At 35.0% G+C, this 16,170-nt stretch carries 16 protein-coding genes; 6 read left to right on the top strand and 10 right to left on the bottom strand.

Annotation, left to right across the window (positions count from 1 at the left end):
* Positions 1–73: 73 nt before the first annotated feature.
* On the bottom strand, positions 74–1,948 hold the full coding sequence (locus FIT61_RS01165; protein ID WP_139882699.1) for a PQQ-dependent dehydrogenase, methanol/ethanol family: 1,875 nt from the start codon (positions 1,946–1,948) through the stop codon (positions 74–76).
* Between the two features lie 284 nt (positions 1,949–2,232).
* On the opposite strand from FIT61_RS01165, the gene pip reads away from it, so the two are divergent.
* Positions 2,233–3,198 carry a prolyl aminopeptidase gene (gene pip, locus FIT61_RS01160; RefSeq protein WP_139882698.1) on the top strand — a complete coding sequence of 322 codons (966 nt, stop codon included), beginning with the start codon at positions 2,233–2,235 and terminating at the stop codon, positions 3,196–3,198.
* Complete coding sequence (locus tag FIT61_RS01155) at positions 3,198–4,436, top strand: YhjD/YihY/BrkB family envelope integrity protein (protein WP_139882696.1); 1,239 nt, start codon at positions 3,198–3,200, stop codon at positions 4,434–4,436. The genes pip and FIT61_RS01155 overlap by 1 nt, the downstream gene beginning before the upstream one ends.
* Here FIT61_RS01155 and FIT61_RS01150 read toward each other — a convergent pair.
* Entirely contained in the window at positions 4,433–6,016 is a 1,584-nt protein-coding gene (locus FIT61_RS01150) for a tetratricopeptide repeat protein (RefSeq protein ID WP_139882694.1), read from the bottom strand. The two genes, FIT61_RS01155 and FIT61_RS01150, sit on opposite strands and share 4 nt — an antisense overlap.
* Before the next feature lie 11 nt (positions 6,017–6,027).
* Positions 6,028–6,546, bottom strand: coding sequence for a TIGR00645 family protein (locus FIT61_RS01145; RefSeq protein WP_139872996.1), 519 nt, complete (start codon positions 6,544–6,546; stop codon positions 6,028–6,030).
* A gap of 127 nt (positions 6,547–6,673) precedes the next feature.
* Here FIT61_RS01145 and FIT61_RS01140 point away from each other — a divergent pair, with 127 nt between their 5' ends.
* Positions 6,674–7,597, top strand: coding sequence for a helix-turn-helix domain-containing protein (locus tag FIT61_RS01140; protein ID WP_139882692.1), 924 nt, complete (start codon positions 6,674–6,676; stop codon positions 7,595–7,597).
* 13 nt (positions 7,598–7,610) lie between these two features.
* Here the strand turns inward: FIT61_RS01140 and FIT61_RS01135 are convergent, their stop codons facing one another.
* Positions 7,611–8,213 (bottom strand): LexA family protein, encoded by a 603-nt coding sequence (locus tag FIT61_RS01135; RefSeq protein WP_139872994.1) that lies wholly within the window; start codon positions 8,211–8,213, stop codon positions 7,611–7,613.
* 200 nt (positions 8,214–8,413) lie between these two features.
* On the opposite strand from FIT61_RS01135, the gene FIT61_RS01130 reads away from it, so the two are divergent.
* Together FIT61_RS01130 and clsB are read left to right on the top strand one after the other, a co-directional pair.
* Entirely contained in the window at positions 8,414–8,686 is a 273-nt protein-coding gene (locus FIT61_RS01130; RefSeq protein WP_139872993.1) for an HU family DNA-binding protein, read from the top strand.
* A 79-nt stretch (positions 8,687–8,765) separates the two neighbouring features.
* Positions 8,766–9,908 (top strand): cardiolipin synthase ClsB, encoded by a 1,143-nt coding sequence (gene clsB, locus FIT61_RS01125; protein ID WP_139882690.1) that lies wholly within the window; start codon positions 8,766–8,768, stop codon positions 9,906–9,908.
* Here the strand turns inward: clsB and FIT61_RS01120 are convergent.
* Positions 9,905–10,852 (bottom strand): pentapeptide repeat-containing protein, encoded by a 948-nt coding sequence (locus FIT61_RS01120; protein WP_244925202.1) that lies wholly within the window; start codon positions 10,850–10,852, stop codon positions 9,905–9,907. The genes clsB and FIT61_RS01120 overlap by 4 nt on opposite strands.
* A 59-nt stretch (positions 10,853–10,911) precedes the next feature.
* Between FIT61_RS01120 and FIT61_RS01115 the strand changes: the two genes are divergently transcribed.
* Entirely contained in the window at positions 10,912–11,607 is a 696-nt protein-coding gene (locus FIT61_RS01115) for an SDR family oxidoreductase (RefSeq protein ID WP_139882686.1), read from the top strand.
* A 131-nt stretch (positions 11,608–11,738) separates the two neighbouring features.
* Here FIT61_RS01115 and FIT61_RS01110 read toward each other — a convergent pair whose 3' ends face one another.
* The 5 genes from FIT61_RS01110 to FIT61_RS01090 form a co-directional block, all read right to left on the bottom strand.
* Complete coding sequence (locus FIT61_RS01110; protein WP_187351813.1) at positions 11,739–12,056, bottom strand: PepSY domain-containing protein; 318 nt, start codon at positions 12,054–12,056, stop codon at positions 11,739–11,741.
* Positions 12,057–12,142: 86 nt separating this feature from the next.
* Complete coding sequence (locus tag FIT61_RS01105; RefSeq protein ID WP_139882685.1) at positions 12,143–12,904, bottom strand: thiosulfate oxidation carrier protein SoxY; 762 nt, start codon at positions 12,902–12,904, stop codon at positions 12,143–12,145.
* Positions 12,905–12,982: 78 nt separating this feature from the next.
* A complete protein-coding gene (locus FIT61_RS01100; protein ID WP_139882683.1) occupies positions 12,983–14,185 on the bottom strand; it encodes an SAM-dependent methyltransferase in 1,203 nt (400 codons plus the stop codon).
* A 6-nt stretch (positions 14,186–14,191) separates the two neighbouring features.
* Positions 14,192–14,926, bottom strand: a complete 735-nt coding sequence (locus tag FIT61_RS01095; RefSeq protein WP_139882681.1) for a DUF1365 domain-containing protein — start codon at positions 14,924–14,926, stop codon at positions 14,192–14,194.
* Positions 14,923–16,170, bottom strand: coding sequence for an NAD(P)/FAD-dependent oxidoreductase (locus FIT61_RS01090; protein ID WP_139882679.1), 1,248 nt, complete (start codon positions 16,168–16,170; stop codon positions 14,923–14,925). Before FIT61_RS01090 ends, FIT61_RS01095 begins: the two co-directional genes overlap by 4 nt.

Genomic DNA, 16,170 nt, shown 5'->3' with positions numbered 1-16,170 from the left:
CCCGCTTAAAAAGCGGGGTGTTTATAGGACATACTAACTAACAGTTAGTTCTATAAAAAATCTTTCGATTTAATTATAGGCTAAATACTGTTAAAGCACCGCCGCCAGGAGCAGCATTGTACTTAGTAAGTTCAGCATAACCACCAGCAGCACCAAGAGCGTCTGTTGGGTTAGTTAAGCCAAGGTTCATCGCAACGCCAGCCCAACCACCAATACCTGATAAAACACCAACGTATTGTTTGCCGCCGTTTGAGTATGTGAATGCATTACCAATCACACCAGAACCAACTTGGAATTTCCAAAGTTCTTTACCTGACTTAGCGTCAAGAGCTTTGAACCAACGGTCAAGAGTACCGTAGAAAACTAAGTCTGAAGCAGTTGTTAAAGCACCGCCCCAAGCAGAGAATTTCTCTTTGTTGTACCAAGCTTTTTTGTTTGTCATTGGATCATAAGCAGCGAAGCCACCCATAACACCGTCTGGACCAGCAAACATAGTTAATGTTGCACCAACCCATGGTTGACCTGCTACATACTTAGACTCAACTGGTTCGTATGTCATACATACGTGGTTGAGTGGTGAGTAGATAAGGCCAGTCTTAGGTGAGTAAGCAGCTGGTTGTTGATCTTTTGTACCCAATGCAGCTGGGCAAACACCCTTAGCATTGTAGTCTTGGTGTGTAGAAGCTGAAGCTAACTTGTTAGGTACACCAGATTTTTTGTCAACGTCAGTTGCCCAGTTAACAAATGGATGTACTTTTTCTGCAGCAACTAAAACACCGTTATCAGCTTGCCATGTGTAAGCAAAACCGTTACGGTCATGGTGCCATGCATATGTCTTACCACCATTGTCAAATAAGATCACTTCGTTAATACCGTCGTAATCCCACTCGTCATGTGGAGTCATTTGCATACCCCAGCGTGCAACGCCAGTGTTTAAGTCACGTGCGAAAACAGTCATAGACCATTTATTGTCGCCTGGACGTACATCTGGATTCCAAACTGATGGGTTACCTGTACCGTAGTACACTAAGTTTGTTTTTGGATCATATGGCCACCAGCCCCATACAGAGCCACCACCATGTTGCCAACCATCTTTAACTGCTTGTGGTTTTAACCATGTTTTAAGACCAAGATCTTTTTCACCGCCTTTTAACTTAGCAGTATCAATTTTCTTGAATGAACCGCCTTGTTTGTTACCACCATTAACGTCTTCATAGACTGATAATGCTGAGTAAAGTGGTGTGTCTTTGTTAAAGTCTTTGCCGATTAATACTTCAGCATCAGGACCTGTTGAGTAAGCTTTCCAAGCTAACTTGCCGTCTAATGTGTAAGCTGAGATAAAGCAGCGAACACCGAATTCAGCACCAGAACAACCTGTTAAAACTTTGTCTTTAATTACGTGAGGAGCGTTTGTGTTTGTAGCACCAACTTTAGGGTCAGTGTTTTTAGCGTCCCATAATTTTTTACCTGTCTTAGCATCTAAAGCAACTAACATACCGTCGTTTTGTTGTAAGAAGATTTTACCGTCGCCATAACCAAGACCACGTGAAACGTTATCACAGCAGAGAACTGCTTGAACTGATGGATCTTGTTTTGGGAAGTAAGACCAAACGATTTTTTGATTGTCGTTTAAGTCAAGCGCGTAGATGTTGTTTGGGAATGCTGTATGAACATACATCATGTTACCAACAACAACTGGAGCACCTTCGTGACCACGGTTTACACCGGTAGCGAATGTCCAAGCAGCTTTAAGGTTTTTTACATTACCTTGGTTGATTTGAGTTAATTTGCTGTGTGCTTGGTTTGTGTAGTCACCGCGTGGTGCTGCCCAGTTATTAGCATCAGCAATAGCTTTTTCTTGATCAGCAGCTGCTGAAGCAATCATTGGCATTGCCACTGATAGACCAGCTACTAAACCAAGAGCTAACTTGATTTTATTAATTTTCATATAAATCTCCATAGTTTTTACTAAGGGTTTTAAAAAGAAGTAAACTCTCTAGTCACTTTAAATTTTAAAGTGTTTCACTTTAAGACTTGAAAGCGCTTCGAAGGCCTACCTTCAGCACAATTTGACTTATGCTTGATGAACAATATATGCCTCTTTTTTTAGAATTGCAACAATTTCGTTACAATTTGTTAACATTTTTTTAAGTCTCAATTTTAATTATTCCTGAACTTTGCTAAATTTGTTAAAATACCTAATAAAATCAATAAGAAAGCTAATTATTTTCTATGCCAACTGACTCTTTATATACCTTATATCCAGAGATTTCTCCTTATCATGCGACCTGGATAGAAAGACCTCGTGGACATAAAATTTATGTCGAACTTTCAGGAAATCCCCATGGAAAACCTATTATTTTTCTTCATGGCGGACCTGGTGGCGGAACCAGCCCCAAACAAAGACAATTTTTTGATCCAAAACACTACCAAATCATTCTTTTTGACCAAAGAGGCTGTGGACAAAGCAAACCCTTAGGAGAAACGAATGGCAATACCACTCAAGATCTTCTGTCTGACATGGAAGCGATTCGTAAACATTTTGATATAAAGCGTTGGATTATTTTTGGAGGCTCTTGGGGAAGCGCTTTAGCATTGGCATACGCGACTCAATATCCTGAAACGATCAAAGCACTTATTTTGCGAGGCATCTTCTTAAGTCGTAAAACGGAACTTGATTGGTTCCTAGATGAGGTTAAAGCTTTTTTCCCAGAAGCCCATCAAACACTGCTTGATTTCTTACCAGATGATAAACGTGATGATCTTGTAAAAAATTATAGTGAACTTGTATTTTCAAATGATTTAAAAATTAGCGGGCCTGCGTCCATTGCATGGAATCGTTTTGAAAGTGGCCTTTTAAAACTATTACCTCAAGCAGAAGGTAATAAAATACTGACAGATGAAGATATACAAAATGAAATTGCGCGTGCACGCGTTCAACTTCATTACATCAAAGATCAATGTTTTATTGATGGGAAAAAAATATTAGAAGAGGCCAACCAGTTAAAAGATATTCCAACAACTATTATTCAAGGGCGTTATGACATGGTATGTCCTCCCATTACAGCCTATGAACTTTATCAATGCATGCCACATGCAAATTTTATTATGGTACCGGATGCAGGACACTCAGCCTCAGAACTTTCAATGACAAGCGAACTCGTTAAAGCTACCAATCACTATAGAGCATTAGCGTAATGATTAAATTACATCCGCTTTTCAAAAATCTTTATCAAAAAAAAGATGAGTCACTGCTCGTCTTTATGATGAAAGAAACATTAGCGGGCTGCAAACGTCATAATGTATTTGGTTTAACTGCATCCTTATCTTTCTTTTCTCTTTTTGCACTCATTCCGATGATTCTTCTCATTTTCTTTTTCTTAAGTCATTGGTTAGTTAATTCTGAATTTGCTTTAGGAAGATTAGCGCTTCTTACAAGTGACCTATTACCGCAAATGAGTAAAAAAATTATGCTCGAAGTTTATAAGGTATCAAGCCATACTAAGGTATGGGGAATCTTAGGTACATTAATTTTATTGTGGGCAGCAACACCCCTCACAAGCTCTCTTCGTGCAAGCCTTCTCATTATTTCGGCGACTGAAGAAAATCCATCATTTCTAAAAAGTAAATTTCGAGATATTGTCGCTATTATTGGCATACTTTTACTTTTCCTCTTCTTTACTTTATCAGGTATGGTCTTTCAAAAAGCTGCTATGTTCTTTGGGGAATATTTAAGTTTTGTAAATTCACAAATGATTTATTTTGTAAGTTCATTCTCATTTGTTGTTTTATCTTTAACACTTTTTAATCGATTTTTTTTTCCTATTAAAGTTGATGTCAAGCATATTCTTTTGGGTTCACTACTAACAGCTCTTTTATGGCTTGGACTTAGATCAACATTCGATATCTTTTTGTCGTTGAGTCAATCTTACGGCACCTTTTTTGGTGGCATGAGGAATCTTTTTATTTCATTAATATGGCTTTATCTAAATATTGCATCTTATTTACTTGGCGTAGAGCTTATGGCAACACTTCACAAAAAAGATATGTTGTTATTAAAAAAATTATTTGACGACTCGATTCCGCTTTCAAGCTCTTTCATTCATTATCTTGCTTTGCGTTACGGGAAAAAATATAAGCAGAATACAATGATTTTTGAGCAAGGTAATCGCGAACATAATGTCTATTATATTGTTCAAGGCTCAGTCAATTTAATTCAAGATGGTCAAGTAATACGCTCTTTAAAAGCACATGAATATTTTGGAGAAATGGCAGTGCTAAATGAAACCCCAACTATTGCCATGGCTATGTCGAATTCAAATGAATCTGAAATTATTGCCATTCCAAAAGTCCATCTAGAAATGATGCTAGCCGACGAACCTAAAGTAGCGATGAAATTTTTAAGAAAAATGTCCTTAAGATTGCAACAACGCTAAATGTCTGCAGGTTTTAAATCAAAAGCAATACAGATTCGCTCTTCATTGGAGCTAAAAGGTATCGTTCGATGAAAAACGGAAGATGGAAAGAAAATAACATCACCAACTTGAGGTAGGTATAATTTTTTTTCAAAGTTATCGTGCATTCTTGGGTAATCATCTCCATCAATACTTAATTCAATGCCGCCTTCATCTGGTTGTTTTTTTTGCTGCGGAATCGCCAAATAGACAGCTCCACTAATCCAGCCCTCTTCATGAATATGAGAGCTCAAATGACCACCTGTCTGCATTTTGACAAACCAAGAACTACTAAACTCTATATTTTTTGGAAATGCCTTAATAAATATAGAGTCTTCATTTTTATAGCAATCGTAATATCTTTTAATAAGTAATGTAATCTCTTGTGACAACCTTTTAAAAGAAGAATCCTTTCGTTTAAAGAGATTCCCTGATGACTGAATCCCATTGATTAATCGACTTTGCATGCGCTCAGAAATGTCAGCTTCGTTAATATCATGTAAGAGTGATTTTAGTAAATCATTCCTGGGATCTTTTAAGGCATCGACTTGGCCATGAAATACAAAACGAAGTGGGTCTGGACAAAAATTGTAGCGGTCTTCTTTGTGAAAATTTTTTCCAAAGTGAGTTGAGAGTGTTGCAAGCAATGGCGATCTATTCTTTTTAAGAATCGCACTATTTAATTCTTTTTCAAAAATATCGAATTGTTTTGTTTTATATAAACAATAAAGTGCGCGCTCTTCCCAATCTTTCATTTGAGAAGCTTTGTAAAATTCATAAGCCTCCTGAAATTTTTTATTATCATGAAGGAATGTTGCAAGATTGTAATTGGCGATTGGATTTTCTGAATTTAATATCACAGCTTGCCTTAGGTATTGGTTGGCTTCTGAAATTTTGCCTTGATGCCATAATGCATCACCTAATACCGAACAAACTTCAGCATCATTTGGATTCATTGCAATCGCTTTTCGATATGATTGAATAGCTTTTTCTAGGTATCCTTGATTGCGATAAGCATTACCTAAATTTAAATGTCCACGAGGGTGATCTTGAATGTTGAGTGATTGCTGGAAAGAGTGAGTCGCTTGATCAAAGTCACCCTGAAGTAAATAGACGGCACCCTTATTGCCATGTGCCTCATAGAATCCTGGCTCTAAATCAATTGCCTTTTGATAAGCGCTCAAGGCTTTATCGAATTGCGATTCATTCTGATAAGCAATGCCTAGATTAAAATACGCTACCACTAAATCAGGCTTTATCTGTATTGCTTTTTGATAATGTTGAATTGCACTTTGATTATCGCCTAACTGATACAGTACTGAACCTAAATTAAATTGCATCTCCGCAAGTTGCGGTTGAATTTTTAAAGCATTACGATAGCTGTCAGCAGCTTCTTTAAATTTTTTTTGTGCTTCTTGAGATACACCTAAAATATTATGCAAAATTAATTCTTGTGGAAATTCATCTAGTAATTTTTTTGCTTTTTGTTCCGCAAGATGTAATTGGCCTGACTGATGAAGTTGAATTAAATCATTAATTTCTGACTGCTTTAAAATTCTCATTGCAAAGGCTTTTAATGATGCGGGGTATCTTCTGCAATTTTATCCATAATTGCAAAGAGAACGCCTGAGATGATGAATGTAGCGTGAATACCCACCATCCAAGCCATTTGAGTATTTGTAAGCATTTGTCCTGGTATGGACGCATGCATAAAAGCTTTCAAAAGATCGATGGCAGAAATTGCAACTATTGAGCCAATCAACTTAAGCTTCAATCCAGAATAATCAACTTTACCCATCCAATGAGGCTTATCTTCATGATTATCGATATCTATTTTAGATACAAAGTTCTCATAGCCACTAAAAATAACCATGATAAGAAGATTTGCAACAAGCGTCATGTCTACTAAGGCTAAAATTGATAAAACAATCTCTCTCTCCGGCGTGTCAACCACCGTCATCATGATATGAAGAAATTCTTGACCAAATTTTATAAGCAAACAAACTAACCCACCGACCAATCCCAAATACATAGGGGCTAATATCCATCGACTCTTAAACACTAATTTTTCTATAATTTCTTCAGTCTTCATTCGATCTCCATCAGTTATCGTTAATTGGATAAATCATATCATTACCGCGCCATATATATGTTTCAGTAATGATTGAAAAAAACTCTTATTAGGATACTATTTTATCTTTACTTTCGTAAATCATGTGATGTCAAACGATTCAATCATTATTCATGGCCATCTTTTAAAAGAAGCGCGCGAAGATCTAAATCTTTCGATAGATGATGTTGCACATCGTTTAACTTTAAGTAACAAACATATCATCTCTATGGAAGAAAATAAGAAAGATGGATTTGTATCTTTTCAAATCAAACTCATATCGATCAGAAAATATGTAGCTTTTCTTGAATTAGATATTGATACCATTATTGAAAATACAAAAAATAAAACTAAATCTTTAAATCTCCCAGAGCCTGAATTGGAAAATAAGACAGATGAAACGGATGAACTACCTGAGAAAAAAATACTGTTTTTAATAAAAATAAAATCATTTTTTGTATGGGCAAAAACACATATCAAAGTGCCTCATATTTTTTATTTTATTATCTTCCTTTTTGTATCCAATTTTGTAATTGGTGTTTACCAAAAATATGCTGTTGCTCATAAAAATTTTGAAGGTCAGGAAGTTGAATTACCCAATATTGATTCTCTTCCGAATGATATAGTGACTTATGAGACTAAACCTTTAGAAGAGAAAGAACTATCAAGGGAGATGTTACCTATTGAAGTCAAAAAGCCAGAAGAAAATAATAAGGATGTTGCTATCAAAATGTGCGGTCAAGCCATTTCAAAACCAATTACACAAGTTTCTTCTCCTACGGATCCTCTTAAGCCTGGCGACTACTTCCATATTATCTCTAAAGGCCAACAGACGATTTGTATATTAGATGCTAAAGGTGCGGAAAATAAGTATTCCCTGACCGAAGGTCAAAAACTAACCTACCGAGGCGGAAAAGCTCCCTTTAAACTCTTGATAGATCCTGCCATCAGTGAAATATTCTATGAGGGTTGGTTGGTGAAGCTTAAGACTGAACAAAGCTATATTCAACTTAATCCAAAAACCTATAATTAAAATTTAAATAAATTTATTTAAATTTTCTAACAGCGCCCGTAACGACGCCCCATATTTGAAACTGCACACCGTCTAAAACTTCAATAGGGCTAAATGCCTCGTTTGCTGGTAACAAGCGTGGGGAGCCATTTTTATTTTTAGCTAAAGTCTTAACTGTAAATTCACCGTCTAATGAAGCTAATACGATGTCGCCAATAGATGCCTCTTGCGATCGATCCACTATCACAACATCATCATCATGAATACCAGCGTTATCCATTGAATTTCCTTTAATGCGCACAAAAAACGTTGTATCAGCCTCACGAATAAGATAATCATTAAGATCCATCCTTTTCTCAACATGATCATCTGCTTGGGAAGGAAGTCCTGCAGGCACCTTGTGCTCAAATAGAGGAATCTTAGTTTTTTTCATTGCTTCGCTTACCAAATCAATAGATACCACATTAGAAATTTCTTGAATCTTCCTTTTAGCATAAGCCTCAAGAATGTTTGATATCACAGCGGTTTGACTTTCTGGCACTCTCACTAGCGTTGTCTTTTCGCCAAATTTTCCAGTACCTGATTTACGTCCAGCACCTGGTCTTTTACCGCCTCGAATGGGGACAATTTTTTTCATTTGAATATTGTAACAAGAATCAAATGAAAAGATACCTTTATTTTAAATTTAATGAATATCGACAGAACCCTTATCCAATGTGAAAAAAATTGCATATGACTGTTGACAAGGCTTAAAAATCAATGCAAAGTACGCCTAGACCTTCTATGACGCTGTCATTTCAATGGTCTTACATATCTTAATTTACATTTGGAGGAATTATGAATAAAGGCGAACTAATCGAAGCAGTTGCAAAAGCAGCAGGTTCAACAAAAGCAGACGCTGGTCGTGCGATTGATGCAACACTTGCAGCTATCACTAAAGCTCTTAAAAAAGGTGATGTAGTAACACTTATCGGCTTTGGTACTTTTAAAGTTTCAAAACGCGCTGCACGAGTTGGTCGTAACCCACAAACTGGTAAAGAACTTAAAATACCAGCACGTAAAGCTCCAACATTCAAAGCAGGTGCTGCTCTTAAATCAGCAGTTAACTAAGCTTAGAATTAGTTATTCATACAAAAACGCTTGGGGTTTGAACCCTAAGCGTTTTTTTTATGCCTTAAAATAAAGCACCATGCCCTACTACTTAAAAGAAAATAAGATTGAATTGCTTAAAAATGGCAAAGATTATTTTGCCTCTGTGATTCATTCGATTAAACAAGCTCGGTACAATATTTTTGTAGAGGCTTATATTTTTAGTCATGATGTGACGGGTATAAAAATTTTAGCTGCACTTAAAGAAGCGGCTAAAAGAAATGTTGAGGTTTATTTATTACTTGATGGATTTGGAAGTCGCGATCTTTCAAAAAAAGTAATAGATGAAATCAAGGCTTCTAAAATTCATTTTCTTTTTTACCACCCTAAAATTTCACCTTACCAAATGAAGCGTATTTCGTTAAGACGACTTCATCGGAAAATGTTTTTGATTGATCATAAGATCGCTTACATTGGTGGTATTAATATTATTGATGATATGAATGTCCCAAATGGTAAAGCGCCACGTATCGACTATGCTGTTCAATTAGAGGGTCCCGTCATTCACTTAATCAGTCAAAGTATGGTTAAGCTTTGGAAAAGAGTCTCATGGTCCCATTTAGAAAAATCTTATGTTCCAAAAAATAATCATAAAAATATATCGTCATACCCAAATGGTATAAGGCTTAACTTTATAGAGCGCGATAATTTTCGGCATAGACAAGATATTGAAAAAGCTTACTTACATGCCATTCAAAATGCTAAAGACGAAATATTTATTGCAAATGCTTATTTTATTCCAGGGAAAAAATTTGAAAGAGCTTTAATTGATGCTGCTAGAAGAGGTGTGTTAGTGACCCTTCTTTTAAAAGGTGAAATGGATTACTTTTTATCTAATGCCACGCGTGCTTTTTATGCTAAATTTTTAAAAGAAGGTATTTCTATTTTTGAATACACGAGAAGTTTTATGCACAGTAAGGTGGCTGTTATTGATGAAACTTGGTCAACAGTAGGTTCATCAAACATTGATCCTTTTAGTCTTCTTTTAGCTCGAGAAGCCAATATTGTGGTCTTTGATAAATCTTTTGCGTCTCAGCTTAAAAAAAATATTAAAGAAGATATTCAATTCGGCGGCACTGAAATTCTTTTAAAAGACTGGGACAAAGCGCATTTAATCAAAAGATTAAAAGCGCGCATGGCTTATTTATTTATTCGACTAAGCTTAGGTGTTGTAAGTATTTAAGGCATACCACAATCACGGCATTTACCTTTTACCGTTGAAAAACCTTTGACTGTTGAAAGGCCCTTAACATTAGTAAAGATCGCGCCATCTACGTTCGCATCAGTCAAATCCGCATTAGTGAGATCAGCCCCCGTTAAATCAGCTTGAATTAAATCAGCTCGATACATATTGGTATTTCTTAAGTTAGCCTCTCTTAAATCACCAAATGTAAAACTCGCAATATTTAAATCGGCCCCTTCAAAATTCGCTTTGTAAAATTTACCTGCGACTGAATCAAATTTCATTTGCCCCATAGGCTGATTACCAACATCCAAACCAAATTTACCATATTTAATGGTAGCCCCTGACATATTCACTGCACCTAATGTGCCAATCATGCGAGCACGCGTTAAATTAGCACCTTTAAAATTAGTTTCGCCAAAAATCGCTTGAAAGATTATAGCCTCAGTTAAATTAGCTCCTGAAAAATTAGCTTTTTCAAGACGCGCTAAATTTAAATAAGCTCTTTGCATATTGCTATTGGATAAATTAGCACCGATGAGATTCGCACCAAAAAAACTTGTATTAATCATTTTGCAATGACTTAAATCGAAATCATTCATATCTAGATAACCTAAGTCTTTGTTTGAAAAATCACAATCAGGACTTTTAATTTCTTTTAATAATTCTTCTTGTGATATTTTCTTACGGTCAACCTCTTTATTTTTTTCGTAAAAGACGCTAGCTTTTTTGATAAATTCATCAGGTGTTTTTAAAAATATTTCTTTACTCACTTCACTCCCAAAACAATAAACCTTACTCTGGTAGCTTGCGCTAACTGAGCAATCCGTTTGGAGAAAACGACCTTCGGATAAACTTAAAAGACAGTAATTACCAAATTCACCGGCATAAGCAAGATGAGCTATAAAAAATAAAAATGAAAACCAATATCTCTTTAATAACATATTAATACATCCTAAAGATTTTGATTTATTATAAACCTTTATCATTTTATATTTTTATTATGTCTCACATTAAATATACAGTTCTTATCACTGGTACAAATAGGGGTTTAGGTCTTGAATTTGTCAAACAGTTCGCTATAGAAGGTTATCAAGTCATCGCATGTACTAGAAAGATAAATAAAAAGGATGAGCTTCACCAGCTTCAGAAAAAATTTAAAACTATCTCAATATGTAAGCTTGATATTGCAAATTTTTCGTCCATTGATCAGTTTGCAAAATTATTCAAAAAACCCATCGACATTCTTATTAATAATGCCGGTGTTTATCCAGATAGCTCAGTTGATCATGTCGATTATAAATCTTGGCTTGATGCTTTTAAAATTAATACCCTTGCTGCATTTAAAATGACAAAAGCGTTTCTACCTCATCTTAAAAAAGGCCAATTAAAAAAGATAGCATCACTTACAAGCAAGATGGGGAGTATTGATGACAATTCGGGTGGCGGGGAATATATTTATCGATCAAGCAAAACAGCCTTGAATATGGTCATGAAAAGTTTATCTATTGATTTAAAACCTTATGATTTATCCGTTATTACACTCCATCCCGGGTGGGTTAGAACAGACATGGGAGGACCTAATGGACTTATTGATGTTGATGAGAGTGTTGCTGGTATGAAACGTCAAATTGATAAACTTACCATAAGGACTTCAGGTCAATTTATTGCTTACGATGGCAAAAAAATTTCTTGGTAATCAAAACGCTTTCGCATCATCAAATTAAAACATCTGTTTCATTTGTATCTGAGCTTGACAGAGATTGGGAAGACCTAACAAAAAAGCCACTTAAAATCTTAAGTGGCTTTTTTTAAAAATTCAAATAACTATTAATCTCGATCTAGTTTATCTTCTACCACTTGACCAGTTTCAGCATCACATTCAATTTCCCAATGCTTGCCGTCGGAATCTTGAATATCAATATCGAATATAGGCCGGCCATCTTCTTTTTCCATTTCAATCTCAACAATAGCACCAGCATGTTTACTTAAAGCAGTCTTCATACACCCTGCCATCATTTCGTTATGTTTTTTTATGTCACTTATAATGGGTCTATCATCATGCTTATATGTTTTACCAAAAAATAAAACTACGCCTACCAATACCGCAACAAGAATAGCTGCTATTAAGGCTAAATACTTTTTCAAAATTTTCTCCTTCATTTAAATATTAGGAACAGATTAAAATTAAAATTCAACAAGCCTTAAATTAAAGGGCTTTGACTTGCATTAAATCATTTGCCAATATATTGCTTACCTTGAGTATCTACTGCTAAAACTTGAAGATTCCCCTTAATTTTAGGGGCGTCAAAAACAAAGAAAGGGTTTTCAGCGGTACTTCCTCCACCAAACTCAGCACTCCAAATTTCTTTTTCCTGGTCCTTGACTACAACACTTGATAAATGCCACTCGGGCAAAATGAAAAGTCCTGTGTAATTACTCAAATTGGCCTGATAACCATTATGCTGAGGATGTTTAATGAATACAGAAGCTCTCGTGCCTGTATTTAATACCTTCATAGAACCTATTTCTTTCAATACAGAATCAGCATCATAAGTTACACCTGCTGAACAGCCTCCTGCAGAACGAATTGCTACTTGATTATAAAAAAACTTACCTTCTTCATCTTCTGCAATCACATCAACATAACTATCTTGTTCCATACGAATATGTGTTTCAAATGTAAATGGAGCCACCTTAGGATACATGGTCAATGCAAGAGATCCAATACCAGGCAATTGATGTGGATTACCTTCTACTACCACTGAAATATTTTTATATTTTTTATTGACTGTAAATTTAAATGGGACTTGTGTGCCATCAAGCGCTCTTTTTGCTACATCAAATGTAATATCATCTGTTTTGGTTAAGACTTTACCTTTAAAGTACTTATCTACCACCCCATCTAAAAGATTAGGTGTTTCAGCGCAAACTCCCAATGCAAAAAAGCTACTCACTAAAAAAGTTGGAATCAATAGAATTATTTTCTTCATCATATTGCTACCTTATGGTTTATAACAATTTACTGTCTTTATAATGCGCTTAAACGATCAAATGTTCAAGGAAACTCAACCTTATTTTGTTCGATATCCCGGTTTAATTAATTTAAGATGTATATCGCTAATAACCTTCTCTTTAAAGCCTCCTTCACAATAAGATAAGTAAAAATGCCACATGCGAATAAAAGCATCATCAAATCCTAGGGCTTTAACTTGCTTGAGGTTTCTAAAGAAACCTTCTCTCCACAAAGCAAGCGTTTTTGCATAATGTTCGCCAATATCCTGAATACCATAGATTTTTAAATCAGATGATTTGGAGATGCTATTTTGTAATGCTGTAATAGAGGGAATACAGCTACCAGGGAAAATATATCGCTGAATAAAGTCAACTGAGCGCTTCGATTTCTCGTAACGTTGATCTGCAATGGTAATAGTTTGAATGAATGCGAGGCCATGTGGCTTTAATAATTGGCTACAGACATTAAAATAAGTATCGTAATACTGATAGCCGACAGCTTCTAGCATTTCAATAGATACTAATTTGTCATACTGTCCTTTTAAATGCCGATAATCTGAAAATAAGACCGTAATCTTATGTGATAACCTTAAATCCTTAATTTTCTGTTTTACGTACTTATATTGTTCTTTTGAAATAGTCGTCGTGGTGACCTTGCATCCGAAATTTTGTGCAGCGTAAATCGCAAATCCACCCCAACCAGAACCAATTTCAATGATATGGTCTTGAGAAGTAAGCTCTAATCCCTGGCAAATAGTCTTTAATTTATGGATAGATCCTTTGTAAAGTGAATCCTGAGGGCTTCTAAAAACTGCAGATGAATACATCATGGTTGAATCTAAAAATAATGAAAAAAAGTCATTGCCTAAATCGTAATGCTTAGAAATATTGATCTGACTTCCTTTGACTGAATTTTGATTCAAATAATGAAGATATTTAAGAAGTGGCTTTAAAAAAAGATTGAATAATCCTTCTAATCGATCCATCGTATTTTGATTGATGGCCATGATACGAATTAACTTTGTTAAATCACTGACAGTCCAAAACTTTTGCATGAATGCTTCACTCACACCAATCGAACCACCAAAAGCCAAGGCCCCATAAAATCTTGGATCATGAACCGTTAATGTGATATTTAATTTACCTTTTTTTCCAAATGAAAATTTCTTAGGTCCTTCGATAATAGCAATATGACCTATTTTGATTTTTCTTAATTGATTAAAAACAAGCGCTCTAGCAAGTCGGTGTAAAATATTTTTCATAAGATATTAAGGGTGAGAAAAAAAAGGGATCCGTTTAAATTTTAAACGTAAAGCATTCCAATAAATAGCCATAATTGTTTTAAAAGTTTCTGGTGGAAACCTAAAGAGCAAATAATTAAGCGATTGATTGTTTAAAGCTCTCCTATGAAGCCTCATCGTTGCGTTAAAAATAAACTCTTTTTTATGCATATTATTCATAGAAACTACGATTTCCTTTCCTGGCTCATTAAATGACCATTCATACTGGACATCCATAGGCATAAAGGGTGATACATGAAAATTCTTTTGAAACTGAAAGTATTTCATTGCTTGCTTTAATCCTCGGCAATCATGAACATATGCGTGATTTTCATTCCATGGTGTATTGGTAATATGCGACACAATGACTTCTAATTTATTTTTTAAATTAAAACAATAATAAAAACTCACAGGATTAAAACAATAGCCAAAGTATCGAGGACTTGTTAAAACAAATATTTTTCCTTGATGTTTAAAATGAAGCTTTTTTTTAATTTCATCTTGTATTGATTTTTTTAAGCTATTTTTTGAATAGCCAAAATAGTCTGATCTTAAAAAACACCCCAAATTAAAACGGTTATAACTCCAAAATAGTTTATTTGAAAATGTTCTCACTAGATCATCAAGATCAAGATATAACATATGAACACGATATTGAAATGCGTGCTTATTCGGTTTTACCCTTGTATGATTTAACGTGCCTTCATAGATTGCCTGCATCATTGAAATCCATGCACGGCATTGAATTGTTGAATGGCATCAAGTGCACTCTTAACCCCATCTTCATGAAAGCCATTGCCCCAATATGCACCTGCAAATGAAGTACGATTCACACCTGAAATTAAATGGTACTTAGACTGCGCCTCAATACTTGGTAAACTATATTGTGGGTGAGCATAAGAAAGTGTTTTAATAATTTTCTTTTTGTTGATTTTTTGCAGTGGGTTTAATGTCACTAAAAGGGGTACTTCCGTTTTTAAATTCTGCAATATATTCATATTATAAGTTAGAGATGCTGGTGAGTTGGCATTATCATCAATGTGATAATTCCACGCTGCCCAAGCAAGCTTTCTTTTGGGCATAAAGTGATCATCATAATGCAAGATCACTTCATTATCTGTATATGGAATCGCTTTTAAAATATTTTTTTCATGGAAGCTAGGACTTTTGATTAATTTCAAAGCTTCATCACTATGGCAAGCAAAAAATACCCAGTCAAATTTTTCTACGCGATCTTTATGATGAATAGCAATATGATCTTTTTTTCTTTCTACATATTTTATATTCTGATTAAGTTTGATTTTTTTTCTAAAAGGCTTGATCATCTTATCGACATAGTTAATTGAGCCCCCGGAGATTGTTAACCACTGAGGTCTGTCATTGATATTTAACATGCCATGATTATTAAAAAACTGTATAAAAAATTTAGCAGGAAATTGCATCATTGTTTTAATGTTAGATGACCAAATTGCTGAGCCCATCGGCAAAATATAATATTTCTTAAAGAAATCCGAGTAGCGTTCTCGTTTCAGATAATCACCTAAACTAATCTCTTCATCACCACTTAATAAGATAATTGAAGACTTATTAAATCGAAGAATCTCTCTAATCATTTTATAAAAGCTAGGATTAATAAAATTCTTTCTTTGCGCAAATAGTGCATTGAGATTTGTGCCGTTATATTCAAAATCTTTTTGGCTGTCTTTGACACTAAAACTCATGGCACTATTTTCATAGGGCACTTTAAGTTCATGTAATAGCTTTAAAAAATTAGGGTATGTTTTTTTGTTAAATACAATAAACCCCGTGTCTACACTCACTTTTTGATTGAATACATCAATGTGATGTGTATGTGAGTGGCCTCCAATACGATCATTGGATTCAAAAAGTGCAATCTGATGGTGGGGGTTTAAATAATATGCAAGGGTATTGCCAGAGATGCCTGAGCCTATGATTGCTATCTTCAT

The organism is Candidatus Methylopumilus rimovensis (genome assembly GCF_006364615.1).
GTDB classification, from domain to species: domain Bacteria; phylum Pseudomonadota; class Gammaproteobacteria; order Burkholderiales; family Methylophilaceae; genus Methylopumilus; species Methylopumilus rimovensis.
Note: the sequence above shows the minus strand (reverse complement) of the source record. Positions and strands in the feature narration are given on the sequence as shown.

Bases quoted from the DNA above. Each gene is read 5' to 3' on its own strand.
- FIT61_RS01165 (WP_139882699.1), bottom strand. From the start codon at position 1,948: ATGAAAATTAATAAAATCAAGTTAGCTCTTGGTTTAGTAGCTGGTCTA.
- pip (WP_139882698.1), top strand. From the start codon at position 2,233: ATGCCAACTGACTCTTTATATACCTTATATCCAGAGATTTCTCCTTAT.
- FIT61_RS01155 (WP_139882696.1), top strand. From the start codon at position 3,198: ATGATTAAATTACATCCGCTTTTCAAAAATCTTTATCAAAAAAAAGAT.
- FIT61_RS01150 (WP_139882694.1), bottom strand. From the start codon at position 6,016: ATGAGAATTTTAAAGCAGTCAGAAATTAATGATTTAATTCAACTTCAT.
- FIT61_RS01145 (WP_139872996.1), bottom strand. From the start codon at position 6,546: ATGAAGACTGAAGAAATTATAGAAAAATTAGTGTTTAAGAGTCGATGG.
- FIT61_RS01140 (WP_139882692.1), top strand. From the start codon at position 6,674: ATGTCAAACGATTCAATCATTATTCATGGCCATCTTTTAAAAGAAGCG.
- FIT61_RS01135 (WP_139872994.1), bottom strand. From the start codon at position 8,213: ATGAAAAAAATTGTCCCCATTCGAGGCGGTAAAAGACCAGGTGCTGGA.
- FIT61_RS01130 (WP_139872993.1), top strand. From the start codon at position 8,414: ATGAATAAAGGCGAACTAATCGAAGCAGTTGCAAAAGCAGCAGGTTCA.
- clsB (WP_139882690.1), top strand. From the start codon at position 8,766: ATGCCCTACTACTTAAAAGAAAATAAGATTGAATTGCTTAAAAATGGC.
- FIT61_RS01120 (WP_244925202.1), bottom strand. From the start codon at position 10,852: ATGTTATTAAAGAGATATTGGTTTTCATTTTTATTTTTTATAGCTCAT.
- FIT61_RS01115 (WP_139882686.1), top strand. From the start codon at position 10,912: ATGTCTCACATTAAATATACAGTTCTTATCACTGGTACAAATAGGGGT.
- FIT61_RS01105 (WP_139882685.1), bottom strand. From the start codon at position 12,904: ATGATGAAGAAAATAATTCTATTGATTCCAACTTTTTTAGTGAGTAGC.
- FIT61_RS01100 (WP_139882683.1), bottom strand. From the start codon at position 14,185: ATGAAAAATATTTTACACCGACTTGCTAGAGCGCTTGTTTTTAATCAA.
- FIT61_RS01095 (WP_139882681.1), bottom strand. From the start codon at position 14,926: ATGATGCAGGCAATCTATGAAGGCACGTTAAATCATACAAGGGTAAAA.
- FIT61_RS01090 (WP_139882679.1), bottom strand. From the start codon at position 16,170: ATGAAGATAGCAATCATAGGCTCAGGCATCTCTGGCAATACCCTTGCA.